21 protein-coding genes and 1 pseudogene are annotated in these 24,830 nt (G+C 40.4%); all 22 read left to right on the top strand.

Going from position 1 to position 24,830, the window contains the following annotated elements; all coding sequences use genetic code 11:
• Positions 1-2: 2 nt before the first annotated feature.
• Complete coding sequence (gene pseH / locus V6C17_RS05200) at positions 3-572, top strand: UDP-4-amino-4,6-dideoxy-N-acetyl-beta-L-altrosamine N-acetyltransferase (protein ID WP_333521485.1); 570 nt, start codon at positions 3-5, stop codon at positions 570-572.
• On the top strand, positions 565-1,614 hold the full coding sequence (gene pseI, locus V6C17_RS05195) for a pseudaminic acid synthase (RefSeq protein WP_333521484.1): 1,050 nt from the start codon (positions 565-567) through the stop codon (positions 1,612-1,614). The genes pseH and pseI overlap by 8 nt, the downstream gene beginning before the upstream one ends.
• A gap of 30 nt (positions 1,615-1,644) precedes the next feature.
• Positions 1,645-3,297, top strand: coding sequence for a flagellinolysin (locus V6C17_RS05190; protein WP_333521483.1), 1,653 nt, complete (start codon positions 1,645-1,647; stop codon positions 3,295-3,297).
• A gap of 172 nt (positions 3,298-3,469) precedes the next feature.
• Positions 3,470-6,424 carry a flagellin N-terminal helical domain-containing protein gene (locus V6C17_RS05185; RefSeq protein WP_333521482.1) on the top strand — a complete coding sequence of 985 codons (2,955 nt, stop codon included), beginning with the start codon at positions 3,470-3,472 and terminating at the stop codon, positions 6,422-6,424.
• 246 nt (positions 6,425-6,670) lie between these two features.
• On the top strand, positions 6,671-6,802 hold the full coding sequence (locus V6C17_RS05180; protein WP_333521481.1) for a hypothetical protein: 132 nt from the start codon (positions 6,671-6,673) through the stop codon (positions 6,800-6,802).
• A 406-nt stretch (positions 6,803-7,208) separates the two neighbouring features.
• On the top strand, positions 7,209-7,559 hold the full coding sequence (locus V6C17_RS05175; protein ID WP_333521480.1) for a hypothetical protein: 351 nt from the start codon (positions 7,209-7,211) through the stop codon (positions 7,557-7,559).
• 332 nt (positions 7,560-7,891) lie between these two features.
• Complete coding sequence (locus tag V6C17_RS05170) at positions 7,892-8,179, top strand: zinc-ribbon domain containing protein (protein ID WP_333521479.1); 288 nt, start codon at positions 7,892-7,894, stop codon at positions 8,177-8,179.
• Positions 8,180-8,475: 296 nt separating this feature from the next.
• Positions 8,476-9,255 (top strand): basic amino acid ABC transporter substrate-binding protein, encoded by a 780-nt coding sequence (locus V6C17_RS05165; RefSeq protein WP_333521478.1) that lies wholly within the window; start codon positions 8,476-8,478, stop codon positions 9,253-9,255.
• Between the two features lie 350 nt (positions 9,256-9,605).
• Positions 9,606-10,379 (top strand): basic amino acid ABC transporter substrate-binding protein, encoded by a 774-nt coding sequence (locus V6C17_RS05160; protein WP_333521477.1) that lies wholly within the window; start codon positions 9,606-9,608, stop codon positions 10,377-10,379.
• A gap of 495 nt (positions 10,380-10,874) precedes the next feature.
• A complete protein-coding gene (locus V6C17_RS05155; RefSeq protein ID WP_333521476.1) occupies positions 10,875-11,540 on the top strand; it encodes an amino acid ABC transporter permease in 666 nt (221 codons plus the stop codon).
• Complete coding sequence (locus tag V6C17_RS05150) at positions 11,527-12,246, top strand: amino acid ABC transporter ATP-binding protein (RefSeq protein WP_333521963.1); 720 nt, start codon at positions 11,527-11,529, stop codon at positions 12,244-12,246. Before V6C17_RS05155 ends, V6C17_RS05150 begins: the two co-directional genes overlap by 14 nt.
• A gap of 98 nt (positions 12,247-12,344) precedes the next feature.
• A complete protein-coding gene (locus V6C17_RS05145; protein ID WP_333521475.1) occupies positions 12,345-12,542 on the top strand; it encodes a cold shock domain-containing protein in 198 nt (65 codons plus the stop codon).
• 231 nt (positions 12,543-12,773) lie between these two features.
• Positions 12,774-13,025: pseudogene (gene hpf / locus V6C17_RS05140) on the top strand (ribosome hibernation-promoting factor, HPF/YfiA family); the annotation flags it as partial.
• Between the two features lie 309 nt (positions 13,026-13,334).
• Positions 13,335-14,594, top strand: coding sequence for a [FeFe] hydrogenase, group A (locus tag V6C17_RS05135; protein WP_333521474.1), 1,260 nt, complete (start codon positions 13,335-13,337; stop codon positions 14,592-14,594).
• Between the two features lie 13 nt (positions 14,595-14,607).
• Positions 14,608-14,919 (top strand): iron hydrogenase small subunit, encoded by a 312-nt coding sequence (locus tag V6C17_RS05130; protein ID WP_333521473.1) that lies wholly within the window; start codon positions 14,608-14,610, stop codon positions 14,917-14,919.
• Between the two features lie 33 nt (positions 14,920-14,952).
• Positions 14,953-15,654, top strand: a complete 702-nt coding sequence (locus tag V6C17_RS05125) for a cytochrome b/b6 domain-containing protein (RefSeq protein WP_333521472.1) — start codon at positions 14,953-14,955, stop codon at positions 15,652-15,654.
• A gap of 324 nt (positions 15,655-15,978) precedes the next feature.
• Positions 15,979-18,489: a preprotein translocase subunit SecA gene (gene secA, locus V6C17_RS05120; protein WP_333521471.1), complete on the top strand. Its 2,511-nt coding sequence runs from the start codon at positions 15,979-15,981 to the stop codon at positions 18,487-18,489.
• 166 nt (positions 18,490-18,655) lie between these two features.
• Positions 18,656-19,757, top strand: a protein-coding gene (gene prfB / locus V6C17_RS05115) for a peptide chain release factor 2 (protein ID WP_333521470.1) whose coding sequence is annotated in 2 segments (ribosomal slippage) — positions 18,656-18,727 and positions 18,729-19,757 — 1,101 coding nt in all. Because the reading frame shifts where the segments join, the coding sequence is not laid out codon by codon here.
• 31 nt (positions 19,758-19,788) lie between these two features.
• Positions 19,789-20,478 carry an LmeA family phospholipid-binding protein gene (locus tag V6C17_RS05110; protein WP_333521469.1) on the top strand — a complete coding sequence of 230 codons (690 nt, stop codon included), beginning with the start codon at positions 19,789-19,791 and terminating at the stop codon, positions 20,476-20,478.
• Positions 20,479-20,801: 323 nt separating this feature from the next.
• Entirely contained in the window at positions 20,802-22,856 is a 2,055-nt protein-coding gene (locus V6C17_RS05105; protein WP_333521468.1) for a DUF5693 family protein, read from the top strand.
• Positions 22,849-23,955 carry a polysaccharide pyruvyl transferase CsaB gene (csaB, locus tag V6C17_RS05100; protein ID WP_333521467.1) on the top strand — a complete coding sequence of 369 codons (1,107 nt, stop codon included), beginning with the start codon at positions 22,849-22,851 and terminating at the stop codon, positions 23,953-23,955. Before V6C17_RS05105 ends, csaB begins: the two co-directional genes overlap by 8 nt.
• A 4-nt stretch (positions 23,956-23,959) precedes the next feature.
• Positions 23,960-24,811, top strand: coding sequence for a YitT family protein (locus V6C17_RS05095; RefSeq protein ID WP_333521466.1), 852 nt, complete (start codon positions 23,960-23,962; stop codon positions 24,809-24,811).
• Positions 24,812-24,830 lie beyond the last annotated feature (19 nt).

Here is a 24,830-nt window from a genome sequence, read left to right as displayed (position 1 = left end):
AAATGGCGCTACAAAGCAATTTAAGCGTTCTAAGGCCAATATTAGAGTCAGATTTGAACATTCTGTTAAATTGGCGTAATTCAGAACGAGTGCGTACAAATATGTACAACGACAATATTATTACGATGCAAGAACATACAAATTGGTTTTTATCTGAACAAAATTCATCAACGAATAAACATCTAATTTTTGAGTATGACGGGCGCCCTTTAGGGACAGTTAATTTAACGAAAATAGACTATAAGAATAATAAGTGTTATTGGGGTTTTTATATTGGGGAAATAGATGCACCTAAAGGTAGTGGTCTGGCGATGGGCATTTTGGCTTTGGACTTTGTTTTTAAAAGCTTAGACATGCATAAGCTATGCAGCGAAGCTTTTGCATTTAATAAAGCCAGTATAAATTATCATCTAAAACTTGGATTTAATGTCGAGGGTTATTTTAAAGACCATTTCTTTAGGCAGGCAAAGTTTGAAGATATTGTCTGCTTTGCTCACTTTCGAGATACTTGGCGTACTACTCGAAAACTAATTATTCAGCAGTGTTTTGAAGGCGGTGAACAAAATGCATGATATCGTAATCGGTGGAAAAAGAATAGGTACAGGTTACCCACCGTTTATTATTGCAGAAATGTCGGGAAATCATAATCAGTCTATTGAAAGAGCTTTGGAAATTGTAAATACTGCAGCTGCATCTGGTGTTCATGCCCTGAAAATTCAAACCTATACCGCTGACACAATGACATTGGATTTAAAAAATCGTGAATTTGTGATTAATGATCAGCAGAGTCTATGGCACGGAAAATCATTATACGAATTGTATCAACAAGCTTATACACCATGGGAATGGCATGAGGCAATTTTTAAACGTTGCCGCGAACTTGGTATTATAGGATTTAGTACACCTTTTGATGAAACCGCCGTGGATTTTTTAGAGTCGCTTGATACACCTTGTTACAAAATCGCCTCATTTGAAATGACTGATTTAGTTCTTCTAAGAAAAATTGCACGTACTGGGAAGCCAATTATAATGTCTACAGGTATGGCTACTGCAGCTGAAATTGATGAAAGTCTGCGTATTGTGCGTGATAATGGGTGCCGTGATATTATCATTCTTAAATGTACTAGTACGTATCCGGCGACTCCAGACAACTCTAATATTAGTAGTATCCCGCACATGAGAGAATTATTTGATTGTCAGGTTGGCTTATCAGACCATACTCTTGGTATAGGTGCCGCTTTAGCGAGTGTAGCACTGGGAGCAACGGTAGTTGAAAAACATTTCACTTTGTGCAGAGATGACGGAGGAGTAGATGCTGCATTTTCACTAGAACCTTCAGAAATGAGAAATTTAGTTGATGAAAGCGCACGAGCTTGGCAGTCAATCGGAAAAATAAGTTATGGTCCAACAGATAAGGAACAAAAATCGTTAATGTTTCGGAGGTCGCTATACGTTGTGAAGGATATGAAGGCTGGTGAGCTTATCACTCCTGACAATGTTAGAGCTATTAGACCAGGATTAGGTCTTTCTCCGAAATACCTTAATATTTTCCTTGGGAAGACTATACGTAAAGATGCCGAACGTGGCACTCCATTAAGTTGGGATTTGCTTTAGTTTTGCTCATATGCGGGAGGAGGTGAAATAATGAGAATTAATACAAACATTGCGGCACTGAATTCACACAGAATGTATAATATGAATAATAGTTCTGCCAGTAAATCACTGGAAAAGTTGTCGTCAGGTCTTCGTATTAATAAAGCTGGCGATGATGCAGCAGGGTTATCCATTTCCGAGAAAATGCGAGGGCAAATTCGAGGATTAGGCCAAGCGAGCCGCAATATTCAGGATGGAATATCTATGCTTCAGACTGCTGAAGGCGGGCTTAATGAGGTACATGCTATATTGCAAAGAGGTAGGGAACTTTCCGTGCAAGCGGCAAATGGTACTTTGACAACAAATGACAGGCAAAGTATTCAGGATGAAGTTAAACAAATACTATCTGAAGTGGATCGTATTGCAAATACGACTCAATTTAATTCAATTAACTTACTAAATGTATCCCAGGGCAGCAGTACTGATATGCAGCAGGTGCTTACGGCCCTTAAAACCGTCTGGTTGCAGAATAGTGAGCAATTGATACAAGCTCAATATGGTCTTAGTGCAGATGGAGCTAGTTTGGAAATTGTGCTAGATCAAGCTCCACAAGCTTATTTGGCTGCTGTGTCTTATAATTTAGACGTAGATGGTAAAGCAATAAATCAACAGCTGCATATAGACATGAGTGATTTTCTACCTGCAACATTGCCAAATGGTGGAACTGCTCCAATGTATGACGATCGAATTATTGCTCACGAAATGGTCCATGCTATAATGGGCCGTACAATGAATTTTGGCAGTTTGCCCAAGTGGTTTAAAGAGGGAACAGCTGAATTTATTCATGGCGCTGATGAACGCTTAGCTGGTGATATAGCTCTGAACGGTGGCGGTGCTGCTGGTGCTATGGCTGTCGAGAATGCAATTGGTGATGGTACTGATGGTACTTGGGTTAATGATAGTTTGCATTATTCTGCAGGCTATGCCGCTGTAAAATATCTTGATGCAACCCTTACCGGCGGTATATTAGGTTTAATGACATATTTAAAAACCAATTCTACAGATACGCTAGATCAGGCACTAGCTGCTGAAGGTACGTATGCTAACATTGCTGCTTTTATTGCTGATTTTAACGGTGCAGGCGCAAGCAATGGTTCGGCCTTCATACAAACCCTGAACTTGGCAGATGCTGACACGGGTGCTATTGGTGGCGGTAGTGCGACCACTGTTGTCGATGATACAACTCATGCCCTTACCGATAATCCACTTACGAATTTCGCGGAGCTATGGCCAACAATTACTTCTGGAGCTGATCCGCTAAAAATTCAAGTTGGTGCAAATAGCGGTGGTAACATGAATATTGCCTTAACAAATGTAACAACTGCAGCTATGGCTCTTACAAATGTAGATTTGGTGAATCAAGCATCGGATGCAATTACTCAATTTGATTCGGCAATTGGCTACGTTTCAAGTGAACGTTCTCGAATCGGAGCAATGCAAAATAGACTGGAACATACTATGTCCGTTACCTTAAATACTGAAGAAAATATCACTGCCAGTGAGTCGCGAATTCGTGATGTAAATATGGCTAAAGAAATTATGTTATTTAGCAAAGAAAACATTCTTACTCAAGCGGCAACGTCAATGCTAGCTCAAGCAAACCAGCAGCCACAAGGGATATTACAACTATTGAGAGCGGGCTAAAAAATAAATATTAGTTCAAAAAATATACATTAGGGGAATCCCTGCTGTATATTTTTTTATTTTGTTCGACAAATATTTCAAATATAGTCTGCTACAATAAGTACATTACATAATGTGCGAGCGAGTTTAAAAGCTTTATAATTAAAAGCTGGTTTCACAAGGAGTGCGAATTTTGATAATTTCCCAAAATGTCGAGGCTAAGCGAATATTAAACAATCTAACAAAAAAGCAAAAAATAATTTCAAGTAAAAGCGAAAAGATTTTTTCTGGCCTAAGGATTAAAGAAGCCGCTGATGACGCGGCAGGTCTAGCCATAAGTGAACGGATGAGAGCGCAAATTAGAGGCTTTTCCCAAGCGGCAAGAAATATTCAGGACGGAATTAGTTTACTAGATGTTGCCGATGGCGCGCTCGCTAGTATTCAGGATCCGCCTTTGCAGCGTATGCGTGAACTAGCTATTCAAGCGGCAAATGATACATCAACTGATATTGATCGCAAGATGATCCAGGAAGAGGTTAACCAAATAAAGGCTGAAATAGCGCGAGTTTTCCGAAATGACCACTTTAATACCAAAAATATTTTTGTGCAGGATATTAAAAAGGCAAAGAACGCTATTCCAGGGATGTTATCGGGAGATACTCTGATTAAAGAGTATGGATTACAAGTCGTAGCTGGCAAAAATGATGTTTTGACTTTTAGATTGGACGACCAACAAAAACAGATAATTTTAAATGCTGGTTATTATAATGCCGACCAATTAGTACAAGCGCTCAACACGCAATTTGCGGACGCAGGTACAGATGTATCTGTTGCCTTTGTGGGCGAAAGCCTGGTATATCACTCACCAACTAAACGTTTTGACAGTTTCGGCGGCTCGATGATTGAGATTAACTCACCTTCAGCATACACCTCAGTTATCTATGATAACAGTAAACATGGATATATATATGGAGCTGCCTATGTTGGCAAACAAGATCTTTCAAGCGATGTCACTATTAATTCCAGCAATAAAACTCTTACATTCAGAGTTGGTAATAATGGTGTTTTTACTGATGTCAATATAACATTAGCCGAGCAGACATACACCAAGCAGGATTTACTAGATACATTAAATAGTTATTTTGATTCTAACAATATATCAGTTACTGCCACCACCGATGCTTATAATGCACTTACTATAAGGCACGATATTTGTGGGGCAGATTATACTCTATCTAATCTTGGAGGAACTGCCAAGGCAGCGATTTTAGATAGGGTTGTTTCAACAACTGTGAATGAATATGTAATTAGTGGCTCCAACGGTAGTACCGCTGCATTTAGTGGTTATAATGCTATAACTTCCGTAGTTATTGAAAGTGGAAAAAACGATACTCTAAGGTTTAGTGTGGACGGAACTAATTATAGTATTACTTTGAATGCAGGGACGTACAATCAAGCTGCGCTCGCTACACATCTAAATAATATATTTACGGCTAACTCAATTAATGTAACAGCTCAGTATAACGGTTCAAACAACCTTCAATTCAAACATAATTCCCCAGGATCACATACAGTGGGGACAGTATCAGGAGCGGCTGCCTATACCTTATTCGGCTTATCCGGCTATACACCAACTGTAACTCCCGGTACTTTTGTAATGATTGAGGGCAATTCTACACCACAGGCTGGATCTCATGCAAAAGTCACCGGCCAGACTAATCTAGCAAATGGTGCTCAAATTGTTACTGGCTATAATGATGTATTAACTTTTAACAAAGATGGGGTAAGCGACTCCATTACGTTGTCAGCTGGGTGGTACAGCAAGGCCAGCCTTTTAACTGAGATTAATTCCAAGCTAGCGGGAAAAAACGTGACGGCAAGCTATGATTCATATGAACGTTTGGTATTCACTCATGATCTTGCCGGCGGCGGGCATCCACTCTTTCCTTATTCATTACATAATTTCGGCGGCAGTGCATTAAACACGTTAATGGGCACATTAATTTCAACCGGTTTATCCTATGGAAGTGCCCCATATGCCAGCTATATATACGGCCAAAATTCAATTTCAAACATAACAATAGCATCAGGAGTTAACGATGGACTTACAATAAGGGTCAACGGGGCGGATCATAATATTACCCTCAGTTCAGGAACTTATACTTTAGCCCAATTGATAACTCATTTAAATGATCTTATGAATACTGAGGGGATTGGTGCAGATATTCAAGCTGTACCATCAGGAACTCGTCTCAGAGTGGAATCAAAAACACCCGGAACAGCAATTCAATTAAATTCCGTAACAGGCTCGGCAGTTAATGATTTATTCCGCAATGTCACAACCACGATATATACGACTACTTATAGCGCGCCAAATTCTACAGATACTTATATAGATGGAAGAATGAGCTTGCAGGATGAAATTGTAATTAGTTCTGGCATAAATGATGTGTTAGAATTTGACCTACACAACTATGACTTAGGTACCATTGATCGAAAATCTGTTACTTTAGCTGAAGGCGTATATTCAGCTGAGTCGTTTATAACCATGTTGAATGATAAACTAAGTACTGGCAACCACTTAGTTAAGGCGGCAATAAAGGATGTTAATACTCCGCAGGGGTTAAGACCTATGTTAAATCTAACATACTCTCCTGGCATTAACGGCTCATTTGCTATAGATGGAGTTGGTGGCAGCGCCGCTTACACAGTCTTTTATCCAGGGCCATATGATATAAAATACTCAGGCGGCGAAGTTCTAAATTTTCAGGTAGGTAGTAATAGTGGAGTATCCTTTAACGCAGGCGTCCAAATACTAATGAATAATGAGATTATTGGTTTAGACGGTGTAAACATGGCTACTAGAGCTGGAGCATCACAGGCTATTAGTGCGGTTGACAATGCAATGAGTATGGTTAGTGGCACGCGTGCTACTGTAGGTGCCCAAAGAAATGCGCTAGAAACGCTCTATAGAAATGTTACTGTTATGGAGGAAAACACTACAAACGCTGAATCACGGATACGGGATTCTAATGTCGCACAGGAAATGATGGAATATGTAAAAACAAATATTCTTCTTCAGGCGGCTAATGCCATGTTGGCTTACGCTAAGCAACGGCCAGAAAATATTCTTCAACTGTTGAGATAATGAAAATATACAACTGAAATAGTCTAATAATCCTATAAATGCAGCATAAGAAATTGCGCAATATCTATCCATTTAAGGAATAAATTATTAATACCCTCATATAATATAAAAATTATGTTATATGCGGGTAGACTATGATTATTTCTAAGTACAGTGGTAACATTATTGGTTACTTGGATTATTTCTCTATAAATAACAAACGGGTTAATGCAATTAGGATTATTGCCAATGCACAGAGGTTAAAGCATGAGCGTTATTGCGGCGACCAATCGTCACCCTCATATGTCTGGTTTTGTCGACAACAGCAGGTACAGTTGTGTAAATCCGCCAAACTATCGGTGCGGATTAGCAAAGGGTTATGGTTTAACAGTCAAATAGGTACTTATACATGCAAGGGGAAGTATAGCCCTTATTATGAAATAGGAGGCTTTGTAGATATCGTTAACTAGAAAGCGGAGTTGTGTCAGGTTGGAATTTTAAAATATTGCACTTATCGCCTGAATATCCAAATTTCTTTTGGGATGTTCAGGCGATATCTATTAAATTACGTATTTTGACCTATTTTCATGTCGCCTACTTAAGTGGACATATCTTTCCCTCCGTATCGGTTTTATTAGATCATACCTACCATAGAAGAATAATTAAATATGAATTACTTGAGGGAATATAGTGTTGCGCTAGTCTCCATAAAAAAGACTTGACTAGTATCAAATTATTTGTAAAATAAGGTATATATATTGGATAAATTTACTAATATATGGATTATTTACGGGGAGTGTTTTTTATGGTATTATCTTTGGCTCCGCTTACTAATAGTCAGGTTTCATTGGACGTTTCGGTAAAACCTTTGCCGGCCGAGTCGAAGGTGATGATTAATAACAATTTGCAAATTGAAGCTGATAAAGGCGTTTCTGAAGAAGCTAAGAAAGATGCATTGGAATATCTAGATAAACTTTTTGCAAATAAAAACGTTAAAATATCCTCTGAGTTGGACGATCGAGGGTTGTCGCAAATATATATAACTGATCAAGACTCAGGTAAGGCTATTATCAAAATTCCTGTAGACGCAATCGTTACTACTGTAAATAAATCCAGGGAGCATAACATCGGCTGGTTGATGAACTTGCTCGTCTAGCCACCGAAATATCTTCCTTAATTTTCCCTTGCAATTTATTGCCATAAAAATTATAATTTACTTTAAGAACCTATTGCTTAGGTCTGTGGTTGAAAGTCGATGCCAGTCGCAGGCGAAACGATCCACGTAAGGAGTCCAAAAGCGGCTCTGATCATGGTGCGGCTTAGAGGTAAGACCTGCCGGGAATCTTGTACATAAAATAATTACCCGAGAGTAGAAGTAGTGAGGGGATAGTTCCTAGTAGCGAAACTTCCAGCAGGCGGGTGTGGGGTCAAAGACCAGGTCGGCTAAGCAGTGGTCCTTAAAAATCATAAGGTGAGGGGATATCTTTAATGGCTTTCCAGGACAGAACTCTTAAATGCAAGGACTGTGGATCAGATTTCGTTTTCACAGCAGGTGAGCAAGAGTTTTACGTAGAAAAAGGCTTTGAAAACGAACCAGCACGTTGCCGTGTATGCCGCGATTCAAGAAAACGCAGTCGTGATGGCGGTGATGCTCGTCCACAGCGCGAAATGCATCAAGTTGTATGTGCGCAATGCGGCGTTACTACTCAAGTACCATTCAAGCCTCGCAACGATCGTCCTATCTATTGCCGCGATTGCTTTAGCTCAAATAGATAAGCATAATAAAGTATCTAATAACGCCCGGAATATCCGGGCTTTTATTATTCTATAAAAGTATAAACGTTCTTACATACATAAAAGTGAGTATCGTCTTGCACCGTCTATTAAGGCTCGGTGCAAGACGTATTTTTTATTGTAATATTAAATTAAGTGAACTAATGTTAAAGTTACAGAGTTACACTCTAATGTTTATTTTCTTAGTACTTTAACGTAAAAAAGTCTTGATTATTAATACATGATTTGTGTATAATTATGTATGTAGTTGTAATACATAATTTGAGGGGGTTCTTATAGTGTCTAAAAAGGTAATAGCTCTGATTGTATTAGGCATGTTCGTGCTAGCTCTTGGTTTAGCAGGTTGTGGCGGACAAACAAAGCAGCCAGCTGCGCAAGCTAAAGTTTTAAGAGTGGGTTCTGATACAGCTTTTGCTCCGTTTGAGTTCCAAGATGAAAAATCAAAGGAATATGTTGGCTTTGACATGGATTTAATCAAAGCAATTGGTAAGCAGATGGGTTACGAAGTACAAATTCAAAGCTTAAACTTTGATGGACTTATCCCTGCCTTAGAAGCTGGCAATATTGATGCAGTTATTTCTGCAATGACAATTACTGATGAGCGTAAACAAAAGGTTAACTTCTCCAGCCCTTACTATAAATCCGGCTTAACTATGGTTGTTAAAAACAGCAATGATACTATTAAGTCCTTTAAGGATCTTGAAGGCAAAAATATTGCTGTTCAGATTGGCACAACTGGTGCTGATGAAGCTAAGAAAATTAAAAATGCTAAGGTCCGTGAGTTTAATACTGCTCCAGAAGCAATCATGGAACTTAAAGCTGGCGGCGTAGATGCAGTAATCAACGATATGCCTGTTAACGAGTACTACCTAGCTCAAGGCGGCAACAAGGACGCTAAAACAGTTGGCGACCGTCTAACTTCCGAAGACTATGGTATAGCAACTTCCAAGAAAAATGCTGAGTTGAATGAAAAAATCAATAAAGCTATTGACGAACTCAAGAAAAACGGCGAGTATGAAAAAATCTACGTTAAATGGTTCGGCAAAAAACCTCAATAATGGAAACTAGCTGGCGCGAGAATATCGCGCCAGTTTTTGTTTTTGTGGACGTTTTTTAACCGCGGAGTAAGCAGAGTACGCAGAGGGTGACGGAGGGAAATACAGCGCAATATTATTGCGCATGATTATAAAATCAATCCCTCTATCGTTCCCTCTGCGACCTCTGCGTACTCTGCGGTTAAATCGTATCCCATCACTACTATTTAATCGCATTTAGCAGGTAATGAGAGGAAATAGGCTGCCAATTCGATTAATCTAGCTTCACAGGCTTATACGTGACGGGGTTGCGTTTGATATGTATTAAAAAAATAGTATACTTAATAAAGAGATACATTTAGGGGGTACATATAGTGTCTAAGAAAATTGCGACGTATTTATTGTTGGCAGTGTTTATCTTGTCATTGGGATTGGTTGGCTGCGGTAAGCAAACAAACTCTTCTACAGCGAAAGTATTACGAGTTGGTGCTGAGACCACGTTTCCACCGTTTGAATTTCAGGATGAAACAAGCAAGGAATATACTGGTTTTGATATGGACTTGGCTAGAGCTATTGGTAAGCAAATGGGGTACGAAGTTCAAATTCAAAACATCGGCTTTGACGGCTTAATTCCTGCTCTTGATGCAGGTACTATTGACATGGCTGCTTCAGCTATGACAATTACCGATGAACGAGCTAAGAAAGTTAACTTTTCTCAGCCTTACTACAAATCCGGATTATCGATTGTAGTTAAGAGCAGCAATGCTGTAATTAATGGTTTTAAGGATCTTGAAGGAAAGCGCATAGCTGTCCAAATTGGTACAACTGGGGCTGAAGCTGCTCATAAGATTAAAAACGCACAAGTTCGAGAGTTCAACAGCAGCTCTGAAGCTTATATCGAGCTTAAAAACAACGGTGTAGATGCTGTAGTAAATGACTTACCTGTGAATGCGTACTATCTGACCAAAAGCGGTGACAAGGATGCTAAGCTTGTAAGTGAAGTTGCAAATTCTGAATACTACGGTTTAGCTACTGCTAAGAAAAACACTGAGCTTAACGAAAAAGTTAATAAAGCTTTAGACGAACTTAAGAAAAACGGTGAGTACGAAAAAATCTACATTAAATGGTTCGGTAAAAAGCCTGAGTAATATATTTAACGAGCGCGAGTACGATTGCGCTCGTTTTGTTTTAGGGTGACATTTATTAACCGCAGAGTACGCAGAGGTCGCAGAGGTCGCAGAGTGGTTAATGATAAGCGAGCGCAATAATAATTTCGCATCAAATTAAAAATATCAACCACTCTTCGTAACCCTTTGTGTACTCTGCGCCCTCTGCGGTTAATATTAATTCGTCGCTTGCATAAAGAATACAGTATATTTATAAATTTTGACAAATATATGGATGTTAATATGTGAAAACATAGTATATAATTTTATATATATATTAATTTAGGCAAAGAAGCTTAGCGTGGTACGGCATGTAATGAGCTTCTTATTTTTGTGCCTTAACAGGCAAGTTAGTGGGTTGGTGATAGTACAACTGGCGTGAATAAAGGGTTGACATGTCCATATCATGTGCATATAATCATTATGTGCATTAATATTCAACAAAAGTTATTAATTATTAATTAAGGGTGAAAGTGAATGAATTTTGATTTTGATTTAGTTATCCGTTCCTTTCCGCTTCTCTTAGCAGGAGCAGGCGTAACGGTTCAGATCACCGCACTTAGTGTGAGCTTTGGTCTGCTAATCGGTATGTTTGTTGGTATTGCTCGCTTATCTAAGATTTGGCCTGTTAAGTTTCTTGCGGGTATTTATGTAGATTTTATCCGGGGAACCCCGCTATTGGTTCAGATATTCATTATATACTTTGCTTTGCCAATGATATTAGGTACGCGAATTGACCCATTTATCGCAGCAATTACTGCCTGCAGTGTTAACAGCGGTGCATACGTTGCAGAAATCTTCCGTGCAGGTATCCAGTCAATTGATAAAGGGCAGATGGAAGCAGGACGCTCACTCGGTATGACTTGGGCGCAAACTATGCGTTATATAATTTTACCCCAGGCCTTTAAGCGCGTCATTCCGCCACTAGGTAATGAATTCATTGCAATGCTAAAGGATTCATCACTTGTTTCGGTTATCGGTTTTGAAGAACTAACCCGCCGCGGTCAATTAATTATTGCCCGTACGTATGGTTCGTTTGAAATTTGGCTTACTGTTGCATTCATTTATTTGGTAATGACACTTACAATTTCCCGCTTAGTTGATTACCTGGAGCGGAGGTACAAGATTGATGATAAGCATTAAGAATATCCATAAAAAGTTCGGCAATCTCCATGTTCTAAAGGGGATCGATGCGTCTGTAAAGGAAAAAGAAGTGGTAGTTGTAATAGGACCAAGCGGTTCAGGTAAAAGTACACTGCTTCGCTGTATAAACTACCTAGAAGAGCCGACTGATGGTGAAATAGTAGTTGATGGAATTCCTCTTACAAATCAATCAAATATAAACAAAGTTCGCGAAGAAGTAGGAATGGTATTCCAAAGGTTCAACTTATTCCCGCATATGTCTGTCATTGAAAACATAACTTTGGCCCCCATCAAGGTGCGTAAGATGCCTAAGAATGAGGCCGAGAAGATTGCTAAAGACCTCCTTATAAAGGTCGGACTAGCTGATAAAACACATGCTTATCCTGACCAGTTATCGGGTGGTCAGCAGCAGAGGGTTGCTATCGCACGAGCGCTCGCGATGCGACCTAAAATTATGTTATTTGATGAGCCAACTTCTGCGCTTGATCCTGAAATGGTAAACGAAGTGCTTGAAGTAATGAAGACACTAGCCCGTGAAGGTATGACAATGGTCGTAGTAACCCATGAAATGGGCTTTGCCCGTGAAGTTGGCGATCGTGTTATCTTCATGGATGAAGGGCGAATTGTTGAAGAAGGCACGCCTGATGTTATATTTGCCCATGCTCAGGAAGAGCGCACCAAGTCATTCCTCTCTAAAATATTATAAGCTGGTATTCATTGACAATTATAACCACAACTGCTATACTCTTATTTGTGGCCCAGTAGTTGGTGCGCCAGTTTATTTTTTCTAGGAGGAGTTTCAGAATGATTGGTAAAGTTAAATGGTTTAGCGCAGAAAAAGGTTATGGTTTTATTGAAAGAGAAGACGGTGGCGATGTATTCGTACATTTCTCCGCTATCCAAGATCAAGGTTTCAAAACTTTGACTGAAGGTCAAAGCGTAGAGTTTGACATTGTTGAAGGCGCTCGCGGTCCTCAAGCTGCAAACGTTGCAAAAGCTTAATTAAATAAAACAATAATCAACCCGACTTATTTATAAGTCGGGTTTTTATTTTATGGGGAATGGCCGTTGCTGAACCGCAAAGGCGCTAAAATTCCTTTGCGTACTTCGCGCCTTTGCGGTAAAATCGTCAATTCCACAAATTTGTCTAAATATTTGTAAACTTTAGATAGGATTTTTTTTATTTATGGAGAATAATAGTATTATAGGATACAGGAAAGGGGTTGGATTACCATGGCAACATTCACAGTAAGAGGGAAGAACATTGAAATTACACCAGCATTAAAAGAGTATGTAGAAAAACGGGTGGGCAAAGTTACAAGGTTCTTTGACACCGTTGGTGAAATTTCTGTAATCCTGATTGTAGAAAAAGGACGTCATATTGTTGAGGTGACAGTACCACTTAACGGTATGCTGCTTCGTGGCGAAGAATCAACGAGCGACATGTATACGTCCATTGATCTTGTTATTGAAAAATTAGAAAAATATTAGAAATTATATCCAATATGAATAATAAAAATACATCACTAATATTAATAGAATAGCATTTGCAAAATTCTGCTAAATTATCGCAAGTATTTACTGAAAATTACGATAAAGGCCATCTGTATTGACAAGTACGGCTTTGTTACATTAAAGTAAGATGTACAATTGCAATTTTAGAGTACAATACTTTTGTCTCCCCTAAAAATACTTTTGTTATTTAAAACACTTCCTAATTGCTCTAATTAGCTTTATGTGTAAACAATAAGCTATTGAGTTATTTTCAAATTTGAGGAGGTAAGGAGGGTTGTTATGAAGGGATTTCAAGCACAAGAACTAAATAATATCATAGAAATTGATCGAAAAAAATGTAAGGGCTGCGATTCTTGTAAAGCATTCTGTCCAACTGATGCTATTAGCGGCAAATATGGGGCGGTGCATAGAGTTGATAGCGAAAAATGTATCTTTTGCGGCCAATGTTTAGTTAACTGTCCATTCGGTGCAATTAAAGATACTGTAGATACCGTAGATACAGTTATTGAAAAGTTAAAAAATAAGCAAATGACCGTTGTGGCTACAATTGCTCCGGCAGTAAGGGTTGCTATAGGTGAAGAATTCGGTATGGAACCTGGGACGTTGGTTACCGAAAAGTTATACGGGGCGCTAAAAAAAGTTGGTTTTAAAATCCTTGATACTAATTTCGCAGCTGACCATACAATTATGGAAGAGGGCAGTGAATTAATTGCAAAGATAAGACACTACATCTTAGGTGAACCTACGGAACACCATCTTGGTGCGCTTCCACAGTTTACATCCTGCTGTCCAGGCTGGGTTCGCTACGCCGAGCTATACTATCCAGGTATTCTGCCTAATTTGTCTTCTGCCAAGTCACCTATGATGATGGCGGGACCTCTTGCGAAGACTTATGGGGCTAAAGAGATTTGGCATGTTAACCCAGAAGATATGTATGTAGTTGCTGTAATGCCATGTACAGGCAAAAAATTCGAAGCTTCGCGTCCTGAGTTTGCGAGTGCCTCTGAGTATTGGAAACATCATGGCCGTACTGGACACTACCCTGACGTTGATACTGTTCTGACTACACGCGACTTGGCTCGATTATTTAAAAAGCTTAATATCGACTTTAATAATGTAGAGCCTTTCACTGACGCTGATAATCCATTAGCACAGTATAGTGGAGCAGGTACTATTTTCGGTAACACTGGCGGTGTTATGGAAGCTGCGCTTAGAACTGCATACTATGTAATTACCGGTAAAGAGCTTGAGGTATTGGAATATACACCGGTGCGTGGTTTGAAGGGTCTGAAAGAAGCGAGCGTTACTATGAAGGATGCTAAAACGGGAAAAGATATCACGCTCAAAGTGGCAGTTGTTCATGGGGCAAAAGAAAATCTTAAGCCTGTCGTAGAAGCGGTTTTAGCTGGCACATCACCTTATCATTTTATTGAAGTAATGAATTGTCCTGGCGGCTGTGTAAACGGCGGCGGACAGCCAATAAACCCAATGGGAACTTCCTGGCTTGGCAACTGGAAAGCCATATTACCATGGTCGTAAGGAGGGATGACTTATGGCACGTTATGATTATGTAGAAAAAGCAGTTACGGTATCGCGTCGCGAATTTTTAGGAATAATGGGCGTAGCTGGCGCTGTACTGTGGACTGGTGCGTATGCAGCAACAGATCTTGTGCAGGACCGCAGCAAGTATATAAAGATGAGAGCTCAGGGTATCTACAAAGATGATGTTAAGGCTAAAGTAAGGCAAAGTCATAATAATCCTGGACTACAGCAAATGTACAGTAAGTTTGCCGGTAAGCCTCTCAGTCATTTGTCTGAGGAATTATTTCATACCCGTTATATCGATAGAACAAAATTAGGTTAATAGAGATTATCTGTCTAGGAGGTGATTGTTAGTATGGGTCATCATGATGCACAAGGACCGCGCGTGCTTAAACATCCACATAGATCACGGCTGTTTCATTGGGGATTAATCCTTGGCTTTATGCCTGCCGCTATTACTGGGTTTATCTTATGGTTAAAGACAGGCAGCGAAGATTTCGTTAATATATCAATGAAAATCCATATTGTTGGGGCCGTTATCTTAACTATATCCGCTTTGCTTTATACTTTTTTCTCGCTTGATCGTATTATTGCTTTCATAAGACTTATTTTTAATTGGGATGATCGTGATGTCGGCTGGATGCTTGTTGGCGGTGGATATCCGCAAAAAATGCTGCTAGGTAAAGAAATTACTGTTCCGCCAATGGATAAGATGAATTCAGGACAGAAAATCTTTGGTATATGTCTTCTGCTTGGTGGAATATTACTAATCGTTACAGGTTGGCTGTTATATGCCTTTATTCCGGTAGCTCCAAAAGTATTTATTTACTGGGCCGATAAGATTCACTTGGTATTTGGTATTTTCTTAGGACTGTTTATGTTTGTCCATATCTTCCTAGGTATTTATAACTGGGGTGAATTCAAGGCAATGTTCGGTGACGGCACTCAGCCACTTTCTGAGGCCCAGCACCACAATCCGGTCTGGGTTGAAAAGAAAATTGAACCAGTTAAAAATGAAACTGCTGATAAGACAAATGTCGTCAGCCACGGCAGTTAGTGCAGTATATGACCAGCCCTTTAGGGCTGGTTTTTTGTTGTGGGGGACGATTTGTTTAACCACAGAGTACGCGGAGGGCGCAGAGTGGTTACCAAGGGAAGCGGCGCGATAGTATCGCGCATAATTTCAATTTAAATTCATTTTTTTCTCTGCGTACTCTGCGTACTCTGCGGTTAATATATTATTCGTTAACTGCGCATATACTAAATTCATGTACATAGCTAACGGAGTTTTTTGACTTATTGGTCTTTGTCTGTTAAAATTCTAAAATAGGGATAATAATGCATATTGTCAAAAATGTGCCAACTTCAGGGAGTGATCTTGTTGTTTAGTTTTATTAAGAAACTATTTGGCGATGATAATGAAAAAGAAATAAAGCGAATGATGAAATATGTTGAGAAAATTAATGAGTATGAGCCAGAGCTGCAAAAAATGAGCGACGGGTCATTAGCCGGCAAGACAGGCGAATTTAAACGCCGTTTGGAAACTGGCGAAACTCTGGATGATCTGCTGCCGGAAGCTTATGCTGTTGTTAGGGAAGCTTCCCGCCGTGTTCTGGGCATGCGTCACTTTGATGTTCAGATGCTGGGGGGTATTGCTCTTCATGAAGGACGTATTGCTGAAATGCGAACTGGTGAAGGTAAAACATTAGTTGGTACGCTTCCTACATATTTAAATGCTCTTACAGGTAAAGGCGTTCATGTAATTACTGTTAATGATTATTTGGCTAAGCGTGACAGTGAGTGGATGGGGCGTGTTTACCGCTATCTTGGATTATCTGTTGGTCTGATTAGACACGGCTTAGATTTCCCTGATCGGAAAGCTGCCTATGCTTGTGACATTACCTTTGGTACAAATAATGAATACGGTTTTGATTATCTTCGTGATAACATGGTAATCTATCCAGAGCAGATGGTTCAACGAGAGCTCAACTATGCAATTATTGATGAGGTTGATAGTATTTTAGTTGATGAAGCCAGAACTCCGCTCATTATTTCCGGCCCTGGCGAAAAATCAACCGATTTGTATTATGTTTTATCAAAAGCTGTTGTCAAGCTTAAGGAAAACGAAGACTATACTGTTGACGAAAAGGCTAAAGCTGTGCTGCCAACTGAGGGCGGTATTGCAAAAATAGAAAAAATCCTGGGTATTACCAATCTATATGATAATTCAAATATTGAAATGTCCCATCACTTCAATCAGGCACTTCGCGCTAAGGCTATAATGAAACGTGATCGCGATTATGTAGTACGCGAAGGCGAAGTTGTTATTGTTGATGAATTCACCGGTCGTCTTATGTTTGGCCGCCGTTACTCAGATGGTTTGCATCAGGCCATCGAAGCTAAGGAAGGCGTTAAGATTGAACGCGAAAGCCAAACTTTGGCTGCGATTACCTTCCAGAACTATTTTCGGATGTATAAAAAGCTTTCCGGCATGACAGGAACTGCTAAAACCGAGGAGCCTGAATTCCGCAAAATTTATAACTTAGATGTTATTGTAATCCCGACTAATAAAGCAGTTCAGCGTCAGGATCTTCCAGATGTTATCTATAAAACTAAAAAAGCTAAATATAAAGCGGTTATTAACGAGCTTGTTGAGCGTTTTGCCAAAGGTCAGCCTGTGCTTGTCGGCACCACTTCAATTGCTCAGTCTGAAGACTTGAGCGAAATGCTTAAAAAGCGCAATATCCCTCATAATGTACTTAATGCTAAGTACCATGAGATGGAAGCACAAATAATCGCCGGTGCTGGTCAGCCTGGGGCAATAACTATTGCTACAAATATGGCTGGACGTGGTACGGACATTGTTTTAGGCGAAGGTGTTTCTGAAGTAGGCGGACTGCATATTATTGGTACCGAACGGCATGAGAGCCGCCGGATCGACAACCAGCTTCGCGGTCGTGCTGGACGTCAGGGCGATCCGGGGTCATCACGTTTTTATTTATCCTTAGAAGATGAACTGATGAGATTGTTTGGCTCAGATAATATCGCCAACATTATGGATAAACTTGGCATGGAAGAAGATGAACCAATTGAACACACCCTGATTACTCGTTCAATTGAGACAGCTCAAAAGAAAGTTGAAGCACGTAACTTCGATATTCGTAAACACGTCCTTGAATATGATGATGTTATGAACCAGCAGCGTGAGGTTATTTATGGTCAGCGCCGTAAAATCCTTATGGGCGAAAACATGCGTGAGAATATTTTCCATATGATTTCCAAGATTGTTGATAAGGCTATGGAAATATACGCTAATGAAAAACTGTTCCCTGAAGATTGGGATTACAGCGGTCTTATTGAATACTGCAACGGCTTCTTTGCACCTGAAGGACGACTAGTACAAAGCGATCTTGAGAAATTAAGCCGTGAGGAACTGCAAGAAGAATTAATGAAGGTTGCTAACGAGGCCTATGACTCTCGCGAACTCTTATTTGGGGAAGACAATATGCGGGAGCTTGAAAAGGTCGTAATGCTCAAGGTAGTAGACGGCAAGTGGATGGAACATCTGGACCATATGGATATGCTGCGTGAAGGTATCGGCCTCAGAGCGTACGGTCAGCGTGATCCGCTTATTGAATATAAAATTGAAGCATATGATATGTTCCAGCAGATGATAGAAAATATCCAAGAAGATATAGTCAAATATATCTTTAGGGTTAATATTGTTACCCAGCCTGAAGATCATCTTCAACAGGCTAAAGCTAGCCATGGGGAAGACGAAGAAACAGAAAAACCAAAACAGCCCCATGTAAATAAAGAACAAATCGGCCGCAATGACACTTGTCCATGCGGTTCCGGCAAAAAATATAAACACTGCTGCGCTACGAAATAAGTTTTTTAAGGATAAAGAATGACGATGAACCGCAGAGTACGCGGAGTACGCAGAGGGAACGCAGAGCTATATAAATTTACTGTGCGATAATTATCGCATAGTAGCCCTCTGCGATCTCTGCGTACTCTGCGGTTAAATTTTACGGCTTTTTAAGGGAGTTGAGACAATGCTTTTAGAAGATTTGCGGGTGCAAATTGTTGATATGGAAAAGAAGCTTGGCGAAATGAGGGTTTCTCTTTGACGTAGCTGGCAAAGAGGAGAAAATTGCTGAGTTAGAATATAAGATTAGTGAGCCGGGTTTTTGGGATCAGCCTGAACAGGCTCAAAAGGTTATGCAGGAACTGACAGGCATAAAAGACGCTGTCGCACAATACAATAATTTGTATGAACGTCACGCTGATATGGCAATTCTTTGGCAGCTGGGAATGGATGAAAAGGATGAGAGTGTCTATCCTGATGTAACTTATGCAATCAAGTCAATTGCCAAAGATATTGAGCATCTCGAGCTAATGCTGATGCTTTCCGGTGAATATGACGCTAATAATGCAATACTGACGCTGCACGCAGGTGCTGGCGGTACAGAAGCTCAAGACTGGGCTCAGATGCTGCTTCGAATGTATGTGCGATGGGCTGAAAAAAATGATTTCAAAGTAGAAACAATGGACTTTTTGGCTGGTGATGAAGCTGGTGTAAAAAGTGCCACAATTCTTATCTCCGGTCGCAACGCCTATGGCTATTTAAAATCGGAGAAAGGTGTTCATCGTCTTGTAAGAATTTCTCCATTCGATGCCAGCGGTCGTAGACACACATCATTTGCTGCAGTTGATGTAATGCCAGAAATCGATGATAATGTTGATATTAATATAAATCCAGTTGATCTAAGAGTTGATACTTTCCGAGCAGGTGGTGCTGGCGGACAGCATATTAACAAAACCGATTCAGCTGTTCGGATGACTCATATACCAACCGGAGTGGTTGTTCAGTGTCAAAGTGAGCGTTCTCAGATTCAGAATCGTGAACAATGTATGAAATTATTAAGGGCTAAACTGTTTGAATTGGAACGTCAAAAACAGGCTGAGGCTAAAGCCGAAATAGCTGGGGAATATCAAGCTATTGAATGGGGTAGTCAGATTCGTTCATATGTATTCCATCCATATCACATGGTTAAAGATCATCGGACCAGTGCGGAAACTGGAAACACCCAAGCTGTTATGGACGGCGATATTGATTTATTCGTAGAGGCTTACTTAAAAAGCGGGATGCAATAGGATACCACATCTCTCATGGAGGCGAGGGCCTGTGACAAGAAGATTAATTATTGGGCTTGGTATAATCTGTGTATTGCTGCTTGGCAGCCAGCTGCTGCTGCCTATTGCCATATCAGACATCATGTCTCAAGGTATGGTAAGTCTTACTGGCAGTGAGAATGTGAAAGCTGACGTAGAAAAACGTCCCGCACTTCTTATGCTGGGCGGGAAGTTCGATAAGATTACCTTAAATGCGCAAAATGCTAAAACTGATAGGATCACCTTCAGTGAACTTAATGCTGTACTCAAAGATGTTCAGCTTGATATGGGTACTCTTATCAGCCGCAGGTTGGTTGCTATTCAATCCGTTGGTGAGGTCGATCTAAAAGTTGCTTTTTCACAGGAGGAACTGGCCCGGTTTTTGAATCAGTCTGTTAAAGGTATTAAAAATGCCACTGTTGCAATTACTCCAGATAAGATCCAAGTAGGCAGCAACTTTTCAATAGGCGGTTTTGCCACTGTCGCAATTACGCTCGAAGGTAAGATTGTGGGCGACGGACAAAAGATTAAATTTGTTACAGACAGAATTCTGCTCAATAACAACTTGGTCGGCAGTATCGGCGGCAACATGCTGACTGAAGTCCCGATCTTTGACTTAAAAAAGCTTCCGTTTGATGTAAAAGTCCGCAATATAGTCCTCGAACAGGGAAGAGTAGTTATTTATACGGATAACAGACCGTAACATATATTAGTAACTGCCTCTATAGCACAACTATAGAGGCTTCCTTATTGAACCGCAGAGTACGCGGAGGGCGCAGAGGGACCGCAAAGGGTGTGTTTTTGTGCGATACTTATCGCGCTTTTTTCTCTCTGTAACCACTCCGCGTACTCCGCGTACTCTGCGGTTTAAACCGTTTTTTTTCGTTAAAACTTTTTGCTTCAGGGCAGGATATTGCCATTCTGTGGCAGAATAAGTTAATTTTGCATAAAGGATTAGCTTAATAGGTAAAACTAGATAAGATAATAGTGGGAGTTTGTGATTTTTTACATAAGGTGGAGAGATTGTTGACGCACTTCAAATATAACCGGGTTTTAGTAGCCTTGATAATTCTTGGCTTGATGGCAGCTCTTACTATTGGCTGGCAAAGACATAAGGTTGAAGAGAATAATACAACAGTTGAGTTAATAATGGACTATGAGGATGCGGTTGAATTAGCGCAGATCGAAGGTGTGCCAGTACAAAGTGTACTTGCTCAATTGAAATCAGCAGGAATTACCTCGCTGGCTGTCTATGAAACTACCTTAGAAAAATTAAATAAAAGCGGTAAAATTACTTCTGTTCAGGGAGCGCAAATCCTGCATCAGTATCGAACTGGAACGTTATCTGATCCGTCATGGCGCGCTTTAGCTGAAGCAGGGAGTATTAAATCTGAAGATATTTATATAACCGGTCAAGACGCCAGCGTGTTCAGTGAAGTTAAAAATGATCTTGAGCGCCGGCTTTCAGCTGACCGTGTCAGCGTCTTAAATATCGGCGGCCGTCAAGTGCTCGATATTAAGGCTAATTTCGAAAAGGTTGTTAAATGGAACCTGGGTTTACCAACAGACGAGATGAAGGAAGTAGCCGCAAATGGTTTCTACATAGTTGCACGGCCAACTAACTATACAAAAGTAACGGCACAAGACGTACAAGCAGTATTTGATCGCTTAGCTGTTACAGAAAACGTATCATCTGTTATGTTTGTTGGGGAAGAAGTATTAGGTTATCCTGACAACTTAGCGATTACTGCAGAAAAGTTTAAGCAGCAAAAGCTTACATTGGCAATGATTGAACATCCGCTCCAGCTTCAGTTTCTAAAACAAGAAGGTTTAACACAATTAGCTGCGGCGATCAATTATCAAGCAGCAAGGGTTTACGTGATACCAAAAGATGAGCAGCCAAAGCTGAAAACTGACGAGGCTGTGCAGCGTTGGGTACTTACCGACCAGGAACGTAATATTCGCATGAATCTTATGCGCAAATACGATAAGCCTGAGCCTGGTAAAACCCTAATCGAGACTAATATCGATTATATATCTAGTGTAAATAACGAGTTAATTGCTAAAGGATTTACCATAGGAAGAGCGGGAACATATCAGCCATATTTCCCAAGCCCATTACTTTTAGCAATAATTTGCATTGGTGCAACGGCAGCTGGTGTGCTGTATTTGACTCTTTTAAAACCGTTTAGCGCAAAATATCAGTATATAATCGTTGCTGTAATATCTGTTTTACTAGCAGTTCCTTTGCTAAAAGGCAGCGGTATGCTTGTACGGCAGGCGGTTGCATTAGTTAGTGCTATTATCTTCCCGGTCTTGACTATGACCTGGATGCTGGATCGTTGGCGCTCAATTGTTCCATATAAAAGTGTATCACTGATGAGGATTATCGGTGCAGCTATAACTAGTTTGACTATTGCCGTATTTTTATCACTTGTTGGCGGTTTTTATGTAGCTGCAACGCTAGGGGATGTCCGTTATTTCTTGGAGATGGAAATTTTCCGTGGTGTAAAGCTTACCTTTGTTGGACCACTTATTTTAATTACGCTTACCTTTTTGGTACGTTATGATATGTTCAAGAGTGAGGACGGTGGATCTCATAGCATATGGGATCAGGCTGTCAAAATATTAAATTACCCTGTTCAGCTCAAAAGCTTGCTGATTTTGGCAGTAACTGCTGTTGCTGCTTGGGTATTTATAGGTCGGTCAGGTCATACAGCTGGTGTACCTGTTCCAGCATTCGAACTTAAAATGAGAGCCTTCTTTGAACAGGTAATGTATGCAAGGCCGAGAGGAAAAGAATTTATGATTGGCCATCCTGCATTCTTTTTAGCAGTAATGGCTGTATATCGCAAGTGGCCAATAGCATTATTTTACGTACTAGTGGTAGTTGCGACGATTGCACAAGGCTCACTTGTCGAGACTTTTGCCCACCTGAGAACACCTGTCTTTATGTCGTTTATACGCGCTTTAGATGGTTTGGCTATGGGGATAATTGTCGGAATAATAGCAGCGATTGGTGCGCATATTCTATATTATATATCCTTCGCTTTAGGAAGGGGACCGGCTAAGCATGAGTGAAATAGTAGTTTCCGGTTATTATGGTTTTGCTAATGCCGGCGATGAAGCAATGCTGGCTGCAATGATTGAAGTTTTAACCGATTTGGACCCAAATGTTAAAATTACTGTTATATCAGGAAATCCTGAAGATACCAGAAAGCGTCATGGTGTTGCCGCTGTATATAGACTTAATTATCCTGAGATTGTTCGCGCTCTAGCTAAAAGTGATTTGCTAATAAGCGGCGGCGGAAGTCTATTGCAGGATGTCACAAGTGATCGCAGCTTGTACTATTATCTAAGTATTATGATGCTGGCCAAAAAGCTTGGAAAGCCAGTTATGTTGTATGCCCAAGGAATTGGTCCGGTGTGTGGCTCACTTGCTCGGGGAGCTATGAGCTATATCGGCAATATGGTAGACTTAATAACTGTGCGTGACGAAGGTTCACGCGACGAGCTTAAACGGCTGAAAGTGACAAAGCCCAATGTTTACGTTACGGCAGACCCGGTACTCGCTATTCATCAGGTCGACAAGCAGATTGGTCGTGCTATTCTGCGTAAATACGGCGTGGGAGGCGCAAGTCCCTTAGTAGGTATAGCTGTTCGTGAATGGAAAGACTGGGGACATTATAAGAACGTATTAGCACAAACAGCTGACAAAATTGTTGAAGAATTTGGTGCCAAAATTGTTTATCTGCCCATGCAGTTTCCTGAGGATGTCGAAGTAGCACAAAAAATAGCTGGCAGGGCTAAATATCCTTCTGTGTTGCTTAACGATGAATATACTACCAGTGAATTATTATCACTTGTGGGTAATTTAGATATGCTTATCAGCATAAGATTGCATGCGCTGATTTTTGCTGGTGTTATGCATGTTCCGGCAATTGGTATTTCATATGACCCCAAAATTGACAGATTTCTCGAATCTATCGGTGATAAGCATGTTGGTACACTGAAAAGTGTAACAGTTGATGGATTGCTTAATAAGGTACGACAAATATGGCCGCAAATCAACGCAGATAACAGGCCTCAGGATGATAGAATAAATTCATTACGGGATAAAGCCTTCCGTAATGCCGAACTGGCAATAGAACTTATCGCTGCCAGCAAAGCGCGGAGGTGATTGGATGAACAAATGGCTGCGCCAATATGCGGGTATGACCGTTGGCATAGTACTAACTGCTGCTGCTTTAAATATGTTTTTAATTCCTAATAAAATTGCTGCCGGCGGTGTCAGCGGCCTAGCAACGGTACTGCATTATTTATCAGGCTGGTCTGTTGGTTTAATAATGCTGGCTTTTAACATACCTCTGTTCTTTGTAGGTATAAAGATATTAGGAACTCGCTATGGCTTAAACACATTATATGGAGCAGCTGCCTTATCGATCAGTATTGATTTACTTGCACCATATACTCCCGTATTAACCCACGATTTGCTGCTTAGTTCTTTATACGGCGGCGTTTTAAGTGGTATTGGGATGGGGTTGGTTTTTCGATTCAAAGGCAACACTGCCGGAACAGCCATGGCTGCTGCTATTTTAAACAAACTATATGGTATTAGTGTAGGGCAGGCACTGTTAGCTGCAGATTTTCTAGTTGTTGCCTTCGCCGGGGTTGTTTTTAAAAGCCCAGAGCTCGCCTTGTATGCAACAATTTCTATTTTTGTAACAGCGCAGATTATCGACTTGGTTCAGGAAGGACCAAGTACGTCTAAGGCATTCTTAATTATGACGGATAAACCCCAGCAAGTAGCTGATGGTATTCTCTATGAAATCGACCGCGGCGTTACCTTTCTGCAAGGTAAAGGCGGTTATACTGGACAGGATCGTGAATTGCTGCTATGTGTTGTTAGTACGAGTGAAGTAACTCAGCTTAAAGAATTAATATATCAAAAAGATCAAAAAGCTTTTGTTATTGTGGCAGATGCCCATGAAGTTCTAGGGGAAGGATTTACACCGGTGAAATCTTCACAGCGTTAGAGTTTAGAACTTAGCGCGG

Origin of the sequence: Dendrosporobacter sp. 1207_IL3150, from assembly GCF_036763085.1 — a bacterium.
In the GTDB taxonomy this organism is placed as follows: domain Bacteria; phylum Bacillota; class Negativicutes; order DSM-1736; family Dendrosporobacteraceae; genus JBAIYU01.
The sequence above is the reverse complement of the archived record's forward strand: the minus strand, read 5'-3'. Positions and strand labels throughout refer to the sequence as shown.